The sequence below is a fragment of the Blautia sp. RTP21359st1_E11_RTP21359_211015 genome (assembly GCF_040910705.1).
GTDB lineage: Bacteria > Bacillota > Clostridia > Lachnospirales > Lachnospiraceae > Blautia_A > Blautia_A fusiformis.
In genome coordinates this window covers 1-19,340 of record NZ_JBDGAB010000065.1, presented here as the reverse complement: position 1 = coordinate 19,340, position 19,340 = coordinate 1, and the positions used below count along the sequence as shown (strand labels likewise).

Sequence of the window (19,340 nt, the reverse complement as noted above, 5' to 3'; positions counted from 1 at the left end):
CTCTGCGACTGCCTCCATTCCTGCGATACATACAAATCCTGATGCCTCCAGAACATCCTGTAGTTCCAATAGAGTATCATCAATCATACGGTTTCCAAATACTGCCACAAGAATTGCTTTCGTACCATCTGCCTTTACTTTGCGGAACATATCCGTTACAACTGATGGAATGCGTCCACCGTAAGACGGTACAGCAACCAAACATAGGTCCTTTTTTTCAAATTTCACCTTCATGAGTTTATTTGGTTCTTTAATTAGGTCGATTTCTTCAGCATCCAGCTTCGTCCCTTTCGCAACAATATCTGCTACTTTCTCTGTACCTCCTGTCGGGCTGAAAAATATGTTATAAAATCTCATAATGATCCTCCTACTGATTCCGATTTGTTTATTGTCCTTTTATAACGGTTGACCAATTGTTTTCAATAGTCTTTATATGTTTGAAAGGAATTCTTCTATCAAACTATTTATCATCTCCGGTTTATCTGTATTAGAATTATGACCGGCCCCTTCAATCCACTTTAAAGGAATTTTCGTTTTTCGATGCCATTCTCTGTTATACCTTATGCATGAACCGGCATGATCCTTTGTACCACATATCAACAGGGAAGGACATTTGATTTCATATGGCAGATCCTTTTCCATTGCCTCTGCCAGAATACGAAATCCATGCCCGGCAATTTGGGCATAACGATGCTGATCACCATCATAGACCAGCATCATTTCCTTCATCAGATTTCTGCCATACTCAGAAGTTGCAACTCCCTCAGTTCCGGATTTCAAAAGCAACTTCCATGGGTAATATGCATATACTGGTTCCATTCTTTTCAGAAGCCAGATCTCCACTGCTGTCACATAGTTTCTCTGGAGCGGTGCTGAATCAATGGAAATAAAACCTGCCAGCCGGTCAGGATACAATTGTGCATAAGCCTGGCCTACATATCCTCCCATTGATTGACCGATTATAATTGGTTTTATGATTTCTTCTTTTTCAAGAATCCCATTCAGCCATTTTGCCTTATCAAACAAGTCAAAATCAAACCGGAACGGCCAGGAAGAGGCATGAGCCGGTGCATCCCATACAATAATATTATATTTTCCATCGAAGTACGCAACCTGTTTATCAAACAGTCTATGGTCAGCAGTCAGCCCCGGAAGAAATACAAGCGTCGTTGTATCCAAACTCAGAATACTTGACCAATAGTGAATTGTTCCGCAAGGAGTTTGATATGTACTTTCCTTCAACAAATCCACCTCCGCAATTTTCATTTTTCTCAGTTACACCAACTGAAAAACTTTAACTATTTTCATATTGGTTTTTTATATCAAATACAGTCTGCTACATCTCATCCGGCTTTTGACCATCGTGGGCTTTCCATTGACACTCCGTCAATTTCATATCTGTAAATACCGCTTTAAACGATGAATCTTCCGGACTGCATGCATAAATTCCAAATTTGATTTTTCCTGCACCAGCCCACATATGACAAATCCTCATTTGCTTAAACCGTATTCCATCCTCAGAACATTCAATGCAATAATCATCTTCACGTCTACTGAGACGATACCACATAGATTTAATCTCTGCATCAATTTCCGTAGTTGCCCAATCTGAATATCCATTGTTTGTCACAACACTTCCCAGGTGCTGAAAATAGTCATTCTCATATTCTATAGAACCTTTCAACCAATTCTCACTGTCAAGATACATAACCACACCGCATTGATCAAAGCGATGATGGCTTTCCTTAAAATCTGTTTTCACCATAAATGAAAAAAACTTTTCCTCTGTTTCTATCTGCAAAACCGGAGCATTATCATTGCGGAAATGATAGTAAGTTCTTTGCCACAAATCAGTTCCAGGCTGTGTGATAATCTCAATTTTGTCATCTGTCAGCGTGTAATCATCAGGTTCTCTCGTCCACTTAAAATCTTTTATATTCATCTCATTATCCCTCTAAATTCCGATTTCACGACATCATTTCTAATACAGATTTTACCGTACTTTTTAATCTCAGTCCATCCTTTATACCCAGGCGATAAAAAAACTCTTCTGTCTCTGCTCCGCTGGCAAATATTTCATCACAATACTTCGTAAGCACTTCCTCTTGTTCCGGAGACAGTGTTTCCAAAAGCTTCTGGTATTCCTTCTCTATATTTTCATTAAATGGCTGTGTATCTTGATTTGATTTCCATTCAGAATATACTTTGCTCATACGATTGGAGAACATCTTATCAACAGACTCCTCTACGTCTTTTGACATCTTTGAGGGAGACTCTTGCTTTTGAACTTTTTCGTTCTTCGCTTTTTCAAGTGTTGACTCATCAATATAGTGAATAATTTCTCTCAGGTTTGCCTTCATAGATTGCAGGTATTGGTGCTAGAATATAAATAGTACAAACCAAAATGAGAAATTCCAAATACACATAGACATGATACAATAGAGGCATGCTGAAGGAGAATCTCATATGGCAAAGCAACATGACAAACAATTTAAACTTGATGCAGTCCAGTACTATCAGGATCACAAAGATCTCGGAGTATGTGGATGTGCAGAAAATCTTGGCATCGGATACAGCACATTAACAAAATGGCTGAAAGACTTCCGGGAATCAGGTGATATTCCTGTTCGTGGTTCTGGTAATTATGCATCTGATGAGCAGAAGGAAATTGCCCGTCTCAGACGTGAATTACGTGATGCCCAAGATGCACTTGATGTGTTAAAAAAAGCAATCAACATTCTGGGAAAATGACGGAAGCCATTTATCTTGAAGTGTCTAAGAAGACGGAAGCTGCCAAAAAGGCTGGACGCCGGGTTTCCGTCTCCGGAATGTTGAAATTTTTAGGTGTCTCTCGCTCAGGATATCTTGCATGGCTCCACCACGTACCTTCTGATACAGAAAAACGTCGTAAAGCTGTAAAAGCAAAAATACAGGATATTTATGATGATTCCAAGGCTCCTTCTTAAAATATATAGATTTCACAAATCCCTATCGATATACATTCTTCTGTCATAGATGTATAAAGATTTTGCACAGTTCGTTTTTTTCATAAAACTTATTCTGTTTTTCAACTTCTATGATATAATGCTTTATTATAATAATTCCCATGGACAAAATGAGGTGAACCAAGTGAAAAAGAAAACACTTGTGCCTCTTATCACTTTTTTACTGGGCATATGCCTTATTAGTTTGATTGTATACAAAACAGACACCCACGAAAAAGAGCAGAGACACATAACAGCACAATTAAACGTAGCCACCTATGGCGAACAAATAAAGAATGAAATTACAAATGGAATTGAGATCACAGATACCTTGAAGTAAATCTTAATAAGTGAAGATGGCGAAATCCGTCAGTTTGAAACAATTGCAGGAAATCTTATGTCTGATTCTATTGAAAGTGTACAGCTCGCTCCTAATGGTGTTGTTACAGATATTTATCCGGCTAATGAAAATGAGGCAGGTAAGATTGATTTGATCCATGATAAAGACCGCGGAAAAATTTCCTGTTACGCAAGAGACAACCATACAATCATTACGCAGGGCCCCTTCAAATTAAAACAGGGAGGATATGGAATTGCAGTCCGCAATCCCATATACCTGAAAGATAAAAACGGACATGAGTATTTCTGGGGATTTACTATTGTTATCCTGCGTGTTCCGGATATTTTTTCAGATTCAATCAGTGCACTTTCAAATTTTGGATACGAATACAAAATTTCAAAAACAGACGCTCCATGGAGTGACACTTATAAAGTGGTTTATCAATCAGATGGGCAAATAAATCGTCCTGTTTCTTATACATTTACAATAGGAGACGAAAACTGGAAATTTGAAGTAACTCCTAAAAGTGGATGGAGAAATGCCACATTACTGATAATCATCATCGGAATTTTTCTTACAATAAGCCTTCTCCTGTCAGTTCTTACCAGAGTATGTTTAGTAGCAAAAGAACATAAGAAAAAGTTTCAGATACTGGCGCGCACAGATTCTCTTACAAATATTTATAACCGCTATGGATTTGATGAATTTGCAGAAAAAATGATTCAAAAAAATCCAAAAACACATTTTGTGGCTGCGCTCCTTGATATCGATGATTTCAAGTTTATTAATGATATCTATGGACATAATTACGGAGACAGGGCACTAAAGAATCTTGCAGACAGCATGAAGACTTTTTTCCCATCCGATGCATTACTCGGAAGAAATGGTGGTGACGAATTCTGCATTCTTTTACCAAATTGTACCTTTGCAGAAGCAGATATACAGCTGCAGAAATTCACCAAACTTCCTAAATCATTCTCATACCATGGTAAGGAACATGCATTTTATATTTCTCTAGGATATGCAGAATATCCAACATTTGCATCCAATCGTTCACAACTCATGCGCTGCGCAGATACCGCTCTTTATGAAATAAAGCTTCATGGAAAAAATGGATGTATGGTCTACAGAGAAGGACTTCGGTCAGGTGCCCGCAAACAACTTGGATTCGCATTCAAGGATATCTCTGAACATCTTCCAGGTGCATTCATCATATACAAAGCTGACAAAGAAGATGATGAACTAATTTTTGCAAATGATGAATTTCTTCATATGTCCGGATATAAAGATATAGATGAACTGTTCAGACTTACTGAGAAAAGTTTTCGCAACTTGATTCGTGAAGATGAACAGCAACAGATAGAATCAAGTATCTGGGAACAGATTGACAACGGCAATGAAAATGACTATATTCACTTTCATCTTCGAAAAGCTGACGGAACTTATTTTTCTGTTCTTGATCATGGAAGAATTGTAGAAAGCCCGCAATACGGGAAAGTATTTTATGTATTGTTCATGGATTGGGAAGATATGCATATTCGTTACAATGATAAATTCGCAAGATAAAATATTGCAAAAAACAGAGCGTATGATCTATTTTCATATAATGTTTATGTCGGCAAGCTCTATCAAAAGGAAATCGACTTTGTTGCTCAGAGAAGCAACGAGAAGTTTTATATTCAGATCAGCGACAACATTTCCGGGCAGGAAACATTTGAGAGAGAATGCTTTCCTCGGCTTCAGATTCGAGATGCTTATCCGAAAATGATTATTGCTAGAACCAAACATCCCCAATATAGCTATGAAGGAATCGTAATTTACGATATAGCCGATTGGTTACTACAAGAATAAGCAAGGCGAAATATCTCCAGCATTCTCTTTTGAAATGATGGAGATATTTTTATTATGACGGAGATTGCAGATGAATTCAGACGAAGCATCCTACGAAAAGAGTTTTATATGGATGTACTGAACTGTGATCCGATGTCTTTTGACAAGGAATGCAAACTGACTATTTGGTGGCTACACCCCCCAAGCCCCTGTAGAATAAATAACGCCAGTACTGGATATCAAAAATCCCGCACCGGCGTTATTTATTAAAATATTTTGTTTTTTAATCTTCAACACTCTCTACTGAAACTTCTTTTTTCTTCCTACTTTTACCAGAAATCATCTTGTGTCCTGTATAAATAGCCATAATCATGCAAAGCAAAGAACTTGCTGCAAAGTACTTATGGCCTTCTTTTGATCCCTTATAACCTGTATAAAAAGTTCCAAGCATTGTAATCAGTGCACCGATAAACCAATATTTATGTGATTTCATTCAGATACCTCCTGCCGTTTTTCTTAATCATATACCTTTTAAAAGATATATACAAACTGGAAGTTAGCGATTTCTTTTTCCGGTATTCTCTGTCCCACGGATTTCCTCATGATAGAAATAATCTACGATCACCGGATGTCCCTGCGGGACTCTGCCATAAGGCATTTCATTATCCACAAAGGCACAATCATACTTCTTAGCCATTTTCTCAGCTTTTACTTCAAGTGCTTCAAAGTAGCTGCGGTTATGCTTGTTATAGATCTCGTCGTAAAGTGGTACAAGATCAGGATATTTTCCGGCGATATAATTCATAATTGTCTTTTTGAAACCGCCTCGAAGATTGAGATTTTCGAGCCAGAACAGATCGCACTGATCCTTTACCCGCTCAAAGATTGCTTCAAAATCCGTGATACCGGGAAATACCGGGGATACGAAACAGACTGTACGGATACCTGCCTCATATACCTGCTTCATAGCAGCGATACGGTGCTCAATGCTCGAAGCAGAGTCCATATCGTTCTTGAAATTTTCATCTAGTGTGTTGATCGACCATGAAACGGTTACACGTCCAAGCTTCTTCAGTAAATCAATATCTCGTACCACAAGATCCGACTTTGTGCAGATCAGAATATCTGCGTCACTGCCGATCAGCTGCTCCAGAAGTTTTCTGGTATTCCCGAATTGCTCCTCCTGTGGATTGTAGCCATCTGTCACAGAACCGATGACCACCCGCTGTCCGGCATATTTCTTCGGATTTTTAATTTCCGTCCAATGCTTCACATCAAGGAAAGTGCCCCATTCCTCCTTGTGCCCGGTAAAGCGCTTCATAAAAGAAGCATAGCAATACTTGCAGGCATGTGTACAGCCCACATAGGGATTGACCGAGTAACCGCCTACCGGCAGACTAGACTTAGTCATGATGTTCTTTGTTTCCACCTCACGAATGAGGATTCCATTTATTACTTCTTCCATGATTTCTGTACCTCTAACACTTTATTAAATTCTTCCGGCATTTCCTGAATCATATTTTCATCCCCTATGATAGGGACAAGGTCTTCCTTCATAAACACCGGAATGCCGAGCTTATGTGCCTGGTCCGCCAGAGACCATGCCCATTCCGGCTCCGTATGAATCTTCCTGCTCTGAGCTCCGGTCATGGTGCCCACAACGATCCAATTGATTCCGGAAAGGTCAACTGTGCCGGGATCGTCGAATAACGGCTCAAAGGTAACATGGTAATGTTTTGCTCTGACGTTTTTCCGAAGGGCGTCGATACGCCACAGTTCTGCTTTCCTCGTCACCGTAACGCCAAACCATGCGTTTTCCAAATCGGTATCAAAATCCAGCAAATCAGGTCGCTTGGTAAGGAACAGGAACTGATGCTGTGGATTTTCACGGATCTTTGCAAATACCTCGTCTCTCCATTCCGGCTTCCATCCGGAGAGATCGCTCATCCCGGTAAGAAGAAAGTTCTGCGGACGTTTCTTTTCCATCATCTTGAGCTTACCCGGAAAGAATTCAGGGTCAGCGAAGTCATCAATCATATGCCAGCGTTTCACGTTGTTGCGGGCATAGCAATATGTACACCCCACTGTGCAGCCAATGACGATATTCATGTTCTGAATCTGATCTTTGATACAAATACTCATGACTTCTGCCACTCCTCAAGATTCTTTCTGATGCGGTCGAGACATTTCTCAAACCGGGTAATTTCTTCCTCTGAAAAACCTTTGTAGTAAATACTGCCCATCTCATCAGATACAGAATCGTACTCGCCCTTTAAGGCATGTGCTTTCTCAGTCAGAAACAGGAGTGTTTTCCTTTTGTCCGTTTCAGACTGAACACGGCTTATCAGCCCTTGATTTTCCATTCTTTCCAGCATCGTAGTAAGAGATGTTATCGCTAATCCGCATTTAGTCGAGAGTGACCTAATTGAGATACCATCCTCCTGCCACAGCACATAAAGAATACGTCCCTGGGCTCCATTAAACGCATCAATATTCTTTTCACTGAGAATCTTCTCAAAAATCCGGTCTCCAAGCTGTTTTATTTTTGTGACAAGAAATCCTCCATTCATTTCCATGCAAAAGCTCCTATATAGTAGTTTATTAAAAACATACTATATAGGAGCTTTATTGTCAAGAGTTTATATGTCTTAATAGGTAAATTCCATTTTTTCAATTCTCCAAACTGGAATTTGACTTGCGGATTTTGATGATAATATAGTAAGAACAGAAGTATTTTATTTGCCAGAACGTCAATAACAAATATGGGAAAGAGATGGTACTACATGGGAATAATTAAATATTTTAGAAAAAAGTACTGGGAAGCAGCCATTTTCAGAGGTGGGCGACGTATACCATTTACCTGTGATGGATTAACAGCTGTTCCTGATAGCGCCTATGCATTGTTTACTGAAAAAGAGTTAGAAAAAATTTACGAAGAAAGAGATATTTTTCATGAGCGGCTAATGCATATGATTGATTCTTTTTAATCACATGTACATCAGAGTTTTATATATTACTTATGATATTGTGCCGGCTTTGTCGCTTTGTATCAGCCGAATGAATACAAGAAAAGGAGCTGTCGGGAAATAGACAGCTCCTTCAAAGAAAATCTGCAGGATACCTTTCTTCTTTCCTTCTGTAAGTTCATTCCACCCACACTTTTCTCTGGATCTTTTCACCTGTTCACTTGTAAGCCCAGATTTCTTGCCATTCACCCTTTCAAGAACCTCTTCTACCGTCTGCTGATAAATTTCCTTCATCACTTCCGCCTCATCGTTTCTAAGTATTTACTACCTGAATTTCTTATGCAATGAAAGACCTCTTTGAAAAAAATATAAAAAAAAGACCTTCATTGCATAATAAAAAATGCAATAAAAGTCTCACCATTTCCTTATGATACCGGATGCTTCCACCGTACTGACAACATCACAAACGCAATTTGTTAAGCGCAGGTTACTCCCCTTTATTGGATCAAATCATATACCCAAAGTAACATGATTGTCAAGATACTTTATCATTACTTTTTCATTTTATGTTATACTTTTTACATCGTTAACACTATTAAAATAAATTCTCCGGAGGTGAATCAAATGGATCATACGAATAATTCCTGTTGTTGTGGTGAAGCGGAACATTTTTCCGGATGTCTGATTTGTGGTGCTCCTATTACGTATCGTGCTGAAAGCTCTATTCAGACGTGTAGTATCTGCCATAAAGAGCAATTAACCAATGCGGTCTGTGAAAATAGTCACTTTATCTGTGATGCCTGTCACAGCTATGGCACATATGCTCCGGTAATCGCAGCGCTCAGAGACAGTACCGAAAAAGATGCTTTGCTTCTTCTGGAAAAAATTATGGATCTTCCATCTGTACATATGCATGGACCGGAGCATCATGCAATTGTCCCATGTATTCTTCTGACAGCGTTTCGCAATAATGGAGAACATATGGATTACGATGCTGCACTATCTGAAATCTGTAAAAGAGCGAAGCAGGTTCCGGGCGGTACCTGTGGTTACTGGGGTGTCTGTGGAGCTGCTGCCGGAGCCGGTATTTTCATGTCCGTTATGACTGGATCCAGTCCACTTCACAAAGATGCATGGCCGTTTCCTCAAAAACTTGTTTCCATTATTTTATCCAGACTGGCAGATGTTGGTGGACCTCGCTGCTGCAAACGTACCAGCAGAATTGCCATCGAAGAAGCCGTTCATTTTTACAGTCAGTTTTGTTCTGTAAACATTCCGTTGTCTTCTATAACGTGTAAATACTGCGAAGATAATCGCGAATGCATCCAGGAAGATTGTCCATACTATCCTGAATAACAGGCAAGGCAGTGATTCCATGATACCACGAAATCACTGCCTTGTAACTCGTTTGCCAGGATACAGCGCCCCATCTTCCCACTTTGCTTTTTTGCAGTTCCATGAACGAATATCCTTCTCTTCCAAAACACTCCTGATTCGTTCTTCTCCATTGTCCGATGTAAAAAGCGCTGTAATTTCCTTTTTTCCATCTACAATTTTCACACAATAATCTACCAGTTCCGGAATCTCAAACAGTAATTCATCCATCTCTCTGATACTTCCCAATGGATCCATCCGCTTTACAAAGTCCAGGCGTTTTATTTCACTTCCACAGAGGCATCTTCCTGGAATGATCCTTGACCAGTCACCGGTTCGATATCGAATCAACGGCTGTGCTTCCATTCCAATGGTTGTAATCACCAGTTCTCCCCATTTACCGTCCGGCAGCACATTTCCGTTCTCATCTATAATCTCTGTAATACAATGGTTTTCCCGCATATGCATGCCCTCATGCGCCGTGCAGCAAATGGCACCTCCAAGCCCCATCTCTCTGGAACCATAGTGCGGCCAAAGTCGTGTTTGCAGAATTTCTTCGATTGCTTTCATGACAGTTTTCGGACAGGCATCTCCGGATACCAGTGCTCTTTTTATACTGCCTTTTCCGCACATTCGAAGCATGGACAGCAATGCCGTCGGCATTCCCACATACGTATCCGGCTGCTCCTCTTCCAGAATCCTGTTCAGTTCGCCATAAGTTCTTCCTGTCCCGGTTGAAAGAGGTTTTGCTCCCAGACGTCTGATTGCCTCCGCGATCAGTTCTCCTAATCCAAAAGGACCTGAAAATGGCATAGCCACCATCGTTATACTTCCAGGATAAATAAATTCACCCAGACCTGCCATAAAAAGTTCTATGGTGTGTTCACAGTCTCCCTCTGTATAGAATACACGTTTACCGGCACCGGTAGTTCCGCTTGTCTGTTCTGATATCACTTTCTGTACTTCCCCCTGGGAGCAAAGCAGCATCCTGCCTCCATCTCGTGCCAGATCTGTTTCTGTCGTAAAAGGAAGGCTTCTCAAATCTATCAGGCTTTCCAGTCTTTCCGGCAAATCTCGGTAAAAACCCTCTCGTTCTTTCTCTCTCTTCAGTACAATATTTAATTTCTCCAGCTGTATTCTGTGTATTTCATCTCTTGTAATCTCTGTAATACCTTCCTGCTTACAGATCATTGCATCTATATTCGATCGTTTCACTTTCTGTATAAATATATTCCTTTCGAATTCGTCAGATTATATGCACAAAACGGCACCATTCCATAATCAGAATCCACCTCGCAGATATAACATCTTTTCAGACGTTCAAGATCCAGATTCCATGCATCCTGAAAAATCATCCCTGATACTGCAAAAGTTTCATTATGAACCCGGATCAGGAATTCATCCAGCGCATCTGTCTGTGTCATTTCTCCATCATCAAATTTTTTTGTGCTATAGCTCCACTGATTTTCCACATACTGTCTGGAATTATCGCTGGTAGTACAACAACATCCTCTGCCTGATTTCTTTTCCAAAAGTTTCAGTTCCCTCTCACCTTTTTTCAGATAACTTGCATGAAAAGAACAGTATGGATTCTCTGCTCCACCACCGGCGAAATCCTTGCTTTTCATAAGCCCGTCAGTCTGTTCCTCGATCAGCTTCAACATCTTTGGTATGGTAATCGGAGCTTGTGGACGCTGCTGAGAACATCTGCCAAAATAGCTGATCGGCTGGAAATGTACTCCTCTTACAAATGGCATATGATCCATCGCAAACTTCAGAATATCTCCAACCTGCATGTCATTTACTCCTGGCGCAATGACAGGTACCAGGGCAATTCCCAGTTCCGCTTCCGAACAGTTTAACACAGCCTTTTCTTTCAGTTCTATCATAGAGCGTCCGCGCAATGTCTGATACACATCATCTGTGACACCGTCAAACTGAAGAAATACTGTATTCAGTCCTGCTTTTTTTAGTTTTCTGGCATATCCTGCTTCCTGCGCAAGACGGATTCCATTGGTATTCAATTGAAAAAATGTAAACCCTTTTTCTCTACCCATATGTATGATCTCCGGAAGATCCTCCCGCATGGTTGGTTCTCCACCTGAGAGCTGAATATTGAATGGTCCTCCATGATCCATCAGAAAATCATATTGCTTTTCTATTTCATCAATTGAAAAATCACCGTTTTCCAGACATTCTCCTGCCGAAGCAAAGCAGACCGGGCAGTGCATATTGCAGCGCTTTGTCACTTCCAGTATCATACAACAGCCTTTTCGTTCGTGCTCCTCACAGAGTCCACAATTATCCGGGCAGGATTTCTCTTTGATTTTGGGATTTACCGGAGTCTCCGCAGACAGGTTTTCTCTTCCCCAGGAAAGATACTCTGCTGCCGTTCCTTCCCAGATCAGTGTCTGAAACTTTCCGTGGATATCACATTCTTTCACCAGATAAATGCCATCTTCACCAATACATTTTTTTGCCGTAAGTACTTTCATACATATCGGGCATACACTTTTTGTTTTACCCAGCGTAATCATAGTTCCAATATTCCCCGTTCTGTCAGTATTTCTATCACTTTCGTATAAGTATCTGCAATCAGCGCAGGACATTGCTCCATAATCACTCCCCAATCCAAATTAGAAGTGATATCCTTACAATAAAAAGCACCAAATTCTTCTTCGGTCTTCTTATGGAACCACTGATATAATTCCTGCACAGCCGGTTTCATCTGTATATCTTCTTTCTCCTGCGGAGCCAGATTGCCAAGGAACAAACCTATCGCACAGGCTCCTCCTGTCAGGCAGCCACAGGTATCTCCACAGTAACCGATCCCACCGCCAAGACCTCCCAAAGCCTTTACAAGCTGTGGATTTTCCTCACCTATGGCTTCCAGTGTCATAATCATAACCATTTGTGAGCAATGATAACCCATACTGCTAAGTTCTATGATTCTTTCATAAAGATCCATGTGCTACTCCTTTCTGCCAACCAACATGGTATAGCGCAGCTTCTTTCCTTTATATTCTTTCTGCAGAATCGTATACTCTTCGCAGCAGAACGAATCATTCCAGATTGCTTCCAGATAATATTCCCGCCAAAGTAACGTCTGATCCTCCTGTCGGAGAATGGTAAATCCTGTCTGTTCTGCCATTTCCAAAAGATTTCCAGTATCCAGATCTGACAGTAAAAGAAAACCTCCCTTTTTCAAAACACGCCAACATTCAGATAGTGCATTTTTCTGATCTCTGCTGACAAAAAATGCACACTGGCTGATGCAAAGATCTATACTGTCTGATGAATACTGCAAATGCAGAAAATCGCCAATTTCCACATCACTGCCCCGTGGGAAAAGATCCACGCCATGTGCTTCCAGCCCAAATGATTTCAGGATTCGAACCGTGTCTCCTTCTCCTGCTCCAAGATCCAGTGCTTTCATTTCTTTTTTCCATTCTATGTTCTCCAGAAGATGAAGCGTCTGCGCTTCCCCTCCCGGATGCCTGTTCATCTATTTATCCTCCAGTGCACGCTCCACCGCAAGCACTTTTCCAAGTGCGAGTTCTTCCGGAACATACACAAACCCACACTTTGGACAGACAGGCATTTCCACAGGAAACCCATTTTCCAGGTACATAAATTTTGCTTTTCCTTTTACAAGAGGAACCTTACATTTCATGCAGGTCAGCTTTCCTTCCGGATCAATCGTATAATATGTTCTTTCTACTGCCATTACTGTCCCACCCTTTTCATAATATTCATTCGATGACTGTATGCTCTGTGTACCAGATATCCGTCTTCTGTTTCCACAAACCGCACCCAGAATGTGACATTTCCCAGTCTGCTTCTTGTCACCAGTTCTTTTGTTTCTTCATCCAGGATTGCCTCCTGATTTTCTCTGTAATCTGATAACACACGTTCCACATCACTTTTCAGTATCATGCGCTCATCCATCATATGGATTGCCTCCTCTGTATAGGCAACAGTATAGTCTTTTTTCTCCATGACCGATTCCTCATTCCAGATGTTTTTTAAAAGTGTTTGTTTCAATATGAGCCTGTTGTAGCGTTTCTCACTGATATCAGGCATATTGCTGGCATTTGCCCCATACAGAAGTTCAAGTATATGTCGGGATTCTCTTCCCTCTCTGGCAAATCGGTCTCTGCATGCCATGCAGTATGTAATATATGGTGCATCGGAACGTTCCAGACACTTTTCTGTCATTTTCGCTGCCATATCTTTATTGGCATATGCCGTCAGACCTCCATATCCACAACATGGAGACAAATCTCTGGAATATTCTGTATCTTCAACGATACATCCCATATCCGACAAAAGTTGTCGTATCATATCTTGTGTCTGTGCATCCCCTCTGGCACCACAGGCATCATGTATGGCAACCGGTATCTCCAGTCCTTTCGCCTGCTGTGGAAGTCCGATTTTTCTCAAAATTTCCCAGATTCCTATAACATGTGCTCCAATACTTTCTTTTAGCTGCTTCATGCAGCTTGGACAGCCTGCAATGATGATCGGATCACCAAGCTTGGCCAGTTCCTGTTTCAGCTGCTCATTTACTTTTTCTGTCATTTCATAGCGACCCGCCCATTCGCTGATTGCACCACAGCATCCCAGCATCAGAGCAACGCCTCCAGCTACCCGATTACTTAAATCTTCGTATGCCTGTATAACCACATCCGGCGCTATCGCACCTGCCTGACAGCCCGGGAAAAATACATATCTGCAAGTTTCATATCCCGGCTGGAGTCTGCTCAAAAAAGCCTCTGAATTTGAAAATAACATGTCCATCAGTGCAAATTCATGTGGCGCCAGCGGCATCTTATCTGTGGATACCATATTTTCTCTTGCTGACTTACACACCTGACTCATATCAAATCCATTCGGACAGATCACCGTACACTGTCCACAGAGGGCACAGGCATTCATCGGTTTGTTCATCGGATGATCTCCCATGATAATCTGCGTATTATTATAGATCTCACGGGCTAATAAACCCGGATGTTTTTGATATTCACTTAAATACACACAGCCTTTCATGCATTCGTCACAATGACACTGAATACATCGTTTTGCTTCTTCTACAGCTTCTTCTTTTGAATACCCATCCTGACCACAGAAAATCTTATTCGATCCATGGATTCCTTCCATGTTCGTATAAAGCTTGGTAGTCACTGCTCCTTCACTGCCTCTGTTGCTGTGCGGCGATAAATTCTGTACCAGAAGATCCACTGTCAAAGCTGCCCGCTTTGCGGCAAAAGCCGCATCCATCACAGATTCCGCAGGTCCGCTGACAATCTTTGCCTGTTCTCTTAACATAATCTCGACATCTGCTGCTTCTTCCGGAGCTAACATTTTTGCCACTTCTTCTGATGCGCATACCACATCTGCCAGTTCCATTTTTTCTCTGATAAACGAAAGATTCAAACTGCATCCAAATTCAAAAGAAAGATCCATAGATTTCAGACGTTTCGCTTCATTGCTGCGGTCTGATTCCAAAAGATGTCCGGTTGCCGCTGCAATATAGCTTTCATAATCTTCTTCCTTACAATAAATCGTCGTAGGATACATTTTCTTTTCCAGTTCCCCCGCAAGAAACAGTGGAAATAATCCAGAACCAAAGATTGCTGCCTTTTTCTTCTTTCTCATGCGGAATACACTGCTTCTTCTTCCCGGTTCTCCATACCGGACAATCGCACGTTCTACTTCTCGTATGGAGACACCATCACCAAGTTCACAAAGCTTGCAATTATCTTCGCAAGGTGCCGTACATCCATCACAGAGAATCATTGGAAATGGTGTAATTTTCTCATAAATTGCCAACGCTTTCTTAAAATTTCCTTTTGCAGCATAATACAGCATCTCTTTTGTATCCATTTTGAAAGGACAGGCTGCAACACAGTAGGCCGGCTGTTCATGGACGCAGAGACTGATCATATGATCCATCTCTTCTTTTGACATTCGATTTACATGATAAACGTGAGTAGAACCCCTCTCCTGTATGTATGTCATAACCTGATACTCCTTTCGTCTGTAAAGGGGAGGCAGTTTCCCGTCTCCCCTGATTATATCACAGTTGGCAGCTTTTACTCCAACCACATTATGAATTAAGCTTATTTCTCAAGTTCTTTTAATGCTGCAAGAACCCTTTCCGGACGGGCAGGGATACGTGTAATACGTGCACCTGTCGCATTAAAGATTGCATTCAGGATTGCAGGATGTGGAGCATCCAGTGGAGCCTCACCACAACCAGCCGCACCGTAAGGACCACTTGGACGATATGTTTCATTGAAGTGAAGTTCAATATCATCCGGAGCATCCTTTGGATATGGAATACCACAATTCTTCAAAGTGGTGTCATGGTTCAAATCTTCAAAATCTTCCGAAAGAGCAAGACCGATACCCTGTACAAGACCACCATAGAAATTACCTTCTACAAGAAGTCTGTTCATGATCGTACCTACGTCAGCTACGCAAGTAAATTTCTCAACGGTAACTTTACCTGTTTCTGTATTAACAGCAACTTCCGGCAGGAAGATAGTATACATATAAGTTGCAAATGGATCGCCCTGTGCGGTATCCTGATCGATCGGATGATCTGCACAGAATGTAGTTACCCAGTTACCTTCATATTTTGTTGCAAGCCCTTCTGCTACCATCTCATCATAAGTACGGAATGTTCCGTCTTCTTTCTTCATTGCTGCTACAAGATTTTCTGCAGCCAGACGACATGCATTACCTGACATAACCTGTGAGCGTGATCCTCCTGCAGGTCCTGCATTCGGACATGTCTTCGTATCATTCATAACCAGTTTAATCTGTTCCGGTCTGATTCCTGCCTGACGCAGTGTTTCATGAGATGATACAAGAACACCCATATCAGCCCCCTGTCCATGATCTTCCCATGCAGCATACATCGTAACGGTTCCATCCGGATTTAATTCTGCAAATGCATTTGATGTATCAACACCATCAAGACCACAACCGTATACTCCAAGAGATACACCGATACCATATTTCATCTTTCCGTCAGAAGCTGCATTCTTTTCGGCAACACGTTTTTTCGCCGCTTCATACAATGGACGTGCTTTCTTAAACAAATCTTCCTCACAATATACCTCCGGTGGATAACCTGTCGGGATGGTAGTGCCCTCTGATTCTTTATAGCAGTTCATTTCACGGATATCAAACGGATCGATTCCCATCTTAGCTGCCAGCACGTCAATCGCAATCTCAGATCCCATATAAGACTGTGGTGAACCATAAGCACGGAATGCGGAGCCCCATGCATGGTTTGTAAATACGGTTGTTGATTTATTACGAATAGAATTAATTCCATAACCTGCGCCTGTAAACTGAGAAAGTCTCATGGTAAGCAGATCGCCAAATTCTGAATATGGACCGTGATCTACATAGTTGTTACCCCAAAGTGCTAAGAGTTTACCATTTTCATCTGCTGCAAGCTTAATATTCATAAATGCAGGAGATCTCTTTCCTGTATAAGTAATGTTCTGGAACTGATTAAATACCAGCGATACCGGACGTTCCAGAATCTTAACAGCTGCACCAATCAGAGCCTCATTTGTCGGTGAGAACTTGTAACCAAATGTTCCGCCTGCATGGTTCTGAACAAGTCTTAAGTTTTCCATTGGTACACCGATACCATCTGCGATCATAGGCATATGAAGATGTATACCGATAGATTTGGAATGCACTGTTATCATACCGTCTTCATCAATATATCCATAACCACAGTCCGGCTCAAGGTGAAGATGAGGCTGGCGTGAACAGTAGGACTCGATCTCAACCTGCTGTGAATCCGGAATGCTGTCCCAGTCAAAGTCCGGTCCCTTGATACAGTTTGTCTCAAAAAATGCGTTTGGAGTACCAGGATGGATCTCTGCTGCATCCGGTGCGATTGCATCCATTGCGTTCATATATGCAGGAAGTTCTTCGATCTCCACCTTAACTGCATCTGCTGCTGCACGTGCATGCTCTTCTGTGTCGGCAGCTACGATCGCAATCGCATCACCAAACTGAAAGATCTTTTCGTCGCAGAGTACAGGACGCTCAAATCCGTCTGTCTTATTGTGTTTCGGAAGCATTACAAGACCATTGATCTTGTTGGTTCCGCCTGCTGCCTTAATGTCCTTCGCTGTAATAACACGAACAACTCCCGGCATACTCTCTGCTTCTGTTGTATCGATACTGAGAATATTTGCGTGAGAAACCTTGGCCTGTGTAAGTGCAAGACGAAGAGTTCCCTCCGGCATCTTTAATGCATCATCTGCACCGAAATCCCAGGTACCTGTTACCTTCTGTGCTGCTGATGGACGGATATAGTTTGTACCGACGATAGAATCACCTGTCTGCTTGAATACGAGGTCTTCTTTAGTCATCTCGCCACGCATAACTGCTGCTGCCGCCATGGTCGCATCGATAAGCGGCTTGTAACCTGTACAACGACAGAGATTACGCTGCTTGTTAAACCAGTCCCTCACTTCTTCACGGGTAGGGCTCGGATTATTATCGAGAAGAACCTTTGCTGAAATAATAAAACCTGGTGAACAGAAACCACACTGTGCACATCCATATGCCATCCATGCAACCTGTATCGGATGCATATCAGAAATTGTTCCCACACCCTCGATTGTTGTGATCTCTGCATTGTCCGGAACACGGCTCATCTTGTAAATACAGGATCTTGTAACTTTTCCGTTCATAATAACATTACATGCTCCGCAATGACCTTCTCCACAGCCAATCTTACATCCTGTAAGAAGAAGATGCTCACGAAGTACCTGAGCCAGTGTCTCATCCTTATCAAGAATAAGGATTCGCTCCACACCATTGATCTTCAATGTCTTTTTAATCATGTTTCATTCCTCCTTTAAAAATACACGTTCCGATGTTACAAATCTTCTGACTTATGTGTTCCGCATGGATCATGATCGACTCCCTTACCCGTCAGATCTTTAAGTTTTTCCATTCCTCTGACAGAATAGAAAACAATGGAAGAGCTGCTTCCGTCCAGATTCTCACCGCTGAGTTTTAAAACATTCGCATTCTCATAATAATCAATCGGAAGTGTCCGACTGTATTGCTCTCCTGTGCGCTCATCTTTTACCTGTATCGTAACTTCTTTTGCGGTAATTTCAAAAATCTTATCCATGGAAACGTTCTCCTGTTTACATTATTTTGTATAATTTCATGTTATCATAATTTTGTACAGTTTTACAAATTGTAAATAATTATTAGTTGGCTATTTTCGCCTTTTTTTATATTGTTTTTATTACTTTATTTAAAAATTTTACTATTTATCCTCACTTTTCATGCTATAATAATATCAAATTTGTACAATGTTATTTTTAGGAGGTATCTATGATGCAGACAGGTGCTCTCATCGTAGCTGCAGGGAAATCGTCACGAATGGGAGACTTCAAGCCCATGCTTCAGCTTGGATCCATTTCCATCGCGCAGCGTGTGATTAATAACTTCCGGCAGGCCGGAATCTCTAAAATAGTGGTGGTAACCGGATACAATGCGGATGCTCTGGAACGCCACCTTGCTTCCAATCATGTTATTTTTCTTCGAAATGAGGACTATGAAACTACTCATATGTTTGATTCTGTCAGGATTGGACTGGAATATTTAAAAGACAAAGTGGATACGGTACTCTTTACACCTGTAGATGTTCCACTATTCACAGCACATACCGTTACACAAATGCTTTCTCTTGGACAGCCTCTTGTCACTCCGGTCTGTAACGGAACTCCAGGTCATCCGATCCTGATTCGTTCCTCATTAATTGAGTCCATTTTAAGCAATGATGGAAAC

23 protein-coding genes and 1 pseudogene are annotated in these 19,340 nt (G+C 41.3%); 7 read left to right on the top strand and 17 right to left on the bottom strand.

Annotated features, from left to right (window positions below):
• The 4 genes from AB5026_RS16585 to AB5026_RS16570 all read right to left on the bottom strand — a co-directional run.
• The coding region (locus tag AB5026_RS16585) for a flavodoxin family protein (RefSeq protein WP_368213877.1) at positions 1-357 on the bottom strand (357 nt) is incomplete at its 3' end.
• A 72-nt stretch (positions 358-429) separates the two neighbouring features.
• Entirely contained in the window at positions 430-1,242 is an 813-nt protein-coding gene (locus AB5026_RS16580; protein ID WP_173759171.1) for an alpha/beta fold hydrolase, read from the bottom strand.
• Positions 1,243-1,336: 94 nt separating this feature from the next.
• The gene (locus tag AB5026_RS16575; RefSeq protein ID WP_173759170.1) at positions 1,337-1,942 is read right to left on the bottom strand and encodes a DUF1349 domain-containing protein; all 606 of its coding nucleotides are present in this window, start codon (positions 1,940-1,942) and stop codon (positions 1,337-1,339) included.
• Positions 1,943-1,967: 25 nt separating this feature from the next.
• Positions 1,968-2,360 carry a hypothetical protein gene (locus AB5026_RS16570; protein ID WP_256163880.1) on the bottom strand — a complete coding sequence of 131 codons (393 nt, stop codon included), beginning with the start codon at positions 2,358-2,360 and terminating at the stop codon, positions 1,968-1,970.
• 106 nt (positions 2,361-2,466) lie between these two features.
• Here AB5026_RS16570 and AB5026_RS16565 point away from each other — a divergent pair, with 106 nt between their 5' ends.
• From AB5026_RS16565 to AB5026_RS16550, 4 genes and pseudogenes are all read left to right on the top strand, one after another.
• A complete protein-coding gene (locus tag AB5026_RS16565; RefSeq protein ID WP_368213875.1) occupies positions 2,467-2,751 on the top strand; it encodes a transposase in 285 nt (94 codons plus the stop codon).
• A 378-nt stretch (positions 2,752-3,129) separates the two neighbouring features.
• Positions 3,130-3,324, top strand: a complete 195-nt coding sequence (locus AB5026_RS16560; protein ID WP_244092788.1) for a hypothetical protein — start codon at positions 3,130-3,132, stop codon at positions 3,322-3,324.
• A gap of 57 nt (positions 3,325-3,381) precedes the next feature.
• A complete protein-coding gene (locus AB5026_RS16555) occupies positions 3,382-4,890 on the top strand; it encodes a diguanylate cyclase (RefSeq protein ID WP_244096173.1) in 1,509 nt (502 codons plus the stop codon).
• A gap of 36 nt (positions 4,891-4,926) precedes the next feature.
• A pseudogene (locus tag AB5026_RS16550) lies at positions 4,927-5,175 on the top strand (ATPase); the annotation flags it as partial.
• Positions 5,176-5,437: 262 nt separating this feature from the next.
• On the opposite strand, the gene AB5026_RS16545 reads toward AB5026_RS16550, so the two are convergent.
• The 4 genes from AB5026_RS16545 to AB5026_RS16530 form a co-directional block, all read right to left on the bottom strand.
• Positions 5,438-5,647, bottom strand: a complete 210-nt coding sequence (locus AB5026_RS16545; protein WP_173739556.1) for a DUF6219 family protein — start codon at positions 5,645-5,647, stop codon at positions 5,438-5,440.
• Between the two features lie 63 nt (positions 5,648-5,710).
• A complete protein-coding gene (locus AB5026_RS16540) occupies positions 5,711-6,619 on the bottom strand; it encodes a radical SAM mobile pair protein B (protein WP_059086551.1) in 909 nt (302 codons plus the stop codon).
• Entirely contained in the window at positions 6,607-7,296 is a 690-nt protein-coding gene (locus AB5026_RS16535; RefSeq protein WP_021650119.1) for a radical SAM mobile pair protein A, read from the bottom strand. The genes AB5026_RS16540 and AB5026_RS16535 overlap by 13 nt, the downstream gene beginning before the upstream one ends.
• Complete coding sequence (locus AB5026_RS16530) at positions 7,293-7,730, bottom strand: radical SAM mobile pair system MarR family transcriptional regulator (RefSeq protein WP_005608550.1); 438 nt, start codon at positions 7,728-7,730, stop codon at positions 7,293-7,295. The genes AB5026_RS16535 and AB5026_RS16530 overlap by 4 nt, the downstream gene beginning before the upstream one ends.
• Before the next feature lie 207 nt (positions 7,731-7,937).
• Here AB5026_RS16530 and AB5026_RS16525 point away from each other — a divergent pair, with 207 nt between their 5' ends.
• Positions 7,938-8,141, top strand: coding sequence for a hypothetical protein (locus AB5026_RS16525; RefSeq protein WP_044960377.1), 204 nt, complete (start codon positions 7,938-7,940; stop codon positions 8,139-8,141).
• 30 nt (positions 8,142-8,171) lie between these two features.
• Here AB5026_RS16525 and AB5026_RS16520 read toward each other — a convergent pair whose 3' ends face one another.
• On the bottom strand, positions 8,172-8,414 hold the full coding sequence (locus AB5026_RS16520; protein WP_015526489.1) for a cation-transporting P-type ATPase: 243 nt from the start codon (positions 8,412-8,414) through the stop codon (positions 8,172-8,174).
• A 330-nt stretch (positions 8,415-8,744) separates the two neighbouring features.
• On the opposite strand from AB5026_RS16520, the gene AB5026_RS16515 reads away from it, so the two are divergent.
• On the top strand, positions 8,745-9,476 hold the full coding sequence (locus AB5026_RS16515; protein ID WP_044960380.1) for a DUF5714 domain-containing protein: 732 nt from the start codon (positions 8,745-8,747) through the stop codon (positions 9,474-9,476).
• Between the two features lie 33 nt (positions 9,477-9,509).
• Here AB5026_RS16515 and AB5026_RS16510 read toward each other — a convergent pair whose 3' ends face one another.
• From AB5026_RS16510 to AB5026_RS16475, 8 genes are all read right to left on the bottom strand, one after another.
• Positions 9,510-10,685: a DVU_1553 family AMP-dependent CoA ligase gene (locus AB5026_RS16510; protein ID WP_015526491.1), complete on the bottom strand. Its 1,176-nt coding sequence runs from the start codon at positions 10,683-10,685 to the stop codon at positions 9,510-9,512.
• 20 nt (positions 10,686-10,705) lie between these two features.
• A complete protein-coding gene (trsS, locus tag AB5026_RS16505) occupies positions 10,706-12,031 on the bottom strand; it encodes a radical SAM (seleno)protein TrsS (protein WP_021650123.1) in 1,326 nt (441 codons plus the stop codon).
• The gene (locus AB5026_RS16500) at positions 12,028-12,462 is read right to left on the bottom strand and encodes a DVU_1555 family C-GCAxxG-C-C protein (RefSeq protein ID WP_021650124.1); all 435 of its coding nucleotides are present in this window, start codon (positions 12,460-12,462) and stop codon (positions 12,028-12,030) included. Before AB5026_RS16500 ends, trsS begins: the two co-directional genes overlap by 4 nt.
• A gap of 3 nt (positions 12,463-12,465) precedes the next feature.
• Positions 12,466-12,999: a class I SAM-dependent methyltransferase gene (locus AB5026_RS16495; protein WP_021650125.1), complete on the bottom strand. Its 534-nt coding sequence runs from the start codon at positions 12,997-12,999 to the stop codon at positions 12,466-12,468.
• Positions 13,000-13,221, bottom strand: coding sequence for a DVU_1557 family redox protein (locus AB5026_RS16490; protein WP_005427475.1), 222 nt, complete (start codon positions 13,219-13,221; stop codon positions 13,000-13,002).
• Positions 13,221-15,515, bottom strand: a complete 2,295-nt coding sequence (locus AB5026_RS16485) for a pyridine nucleotide-disulfide oxidoreductase/dicluster-binding protein (protein WP_044960384.1) — start codon at positions 15,513-15,515, stop codon at positions 13,221-13,223. The genes AB5026_RS16490 and AB5026_RS16485 overlap by 1 nt, the downstream gene beginning before the upstream one ends.
• 101 nt (positions 15,516-15,616) lie before the next feature.
• Positions 15,617-18,379: a molybdopterin-dependent aldehyde oxidoreductase gene (locus AB5026_RS16480; protein WP_015526496.1), complete on the bottom strand. Its 2,763-nt coding sequence runs from the start codon at positions 18,377-18,379 to the stop codon at positions 15,617-15,619.
• A 35-nt stretch (positions 18,380-18,414) separates the two neighbouring features.
• Positions 18,415-18,675 (bottom strand): hypothetical protein, encoded by a 261-nt coding sequence (locus AB5026_RS16475; RefSeq protein ID WP_119240229.1) that lies wholly within the window; start codon positions 18,673-18,675, stop codon positions 18,415-18,417.
• Positions 18,676-18,884: 209 nt separating this feature from the next.
• Here AB5026_RS16475 and AB5026_RS16470 point away from each other — a divergent pair.
• Positions 18,885-19,340: NTP transferase domain-containing protein (locus AB5026_RS16470; RefSeq protein ID WP_368213870.1), on the top strand; the 456-nt coding region annotated here is incomplete at its 3' end.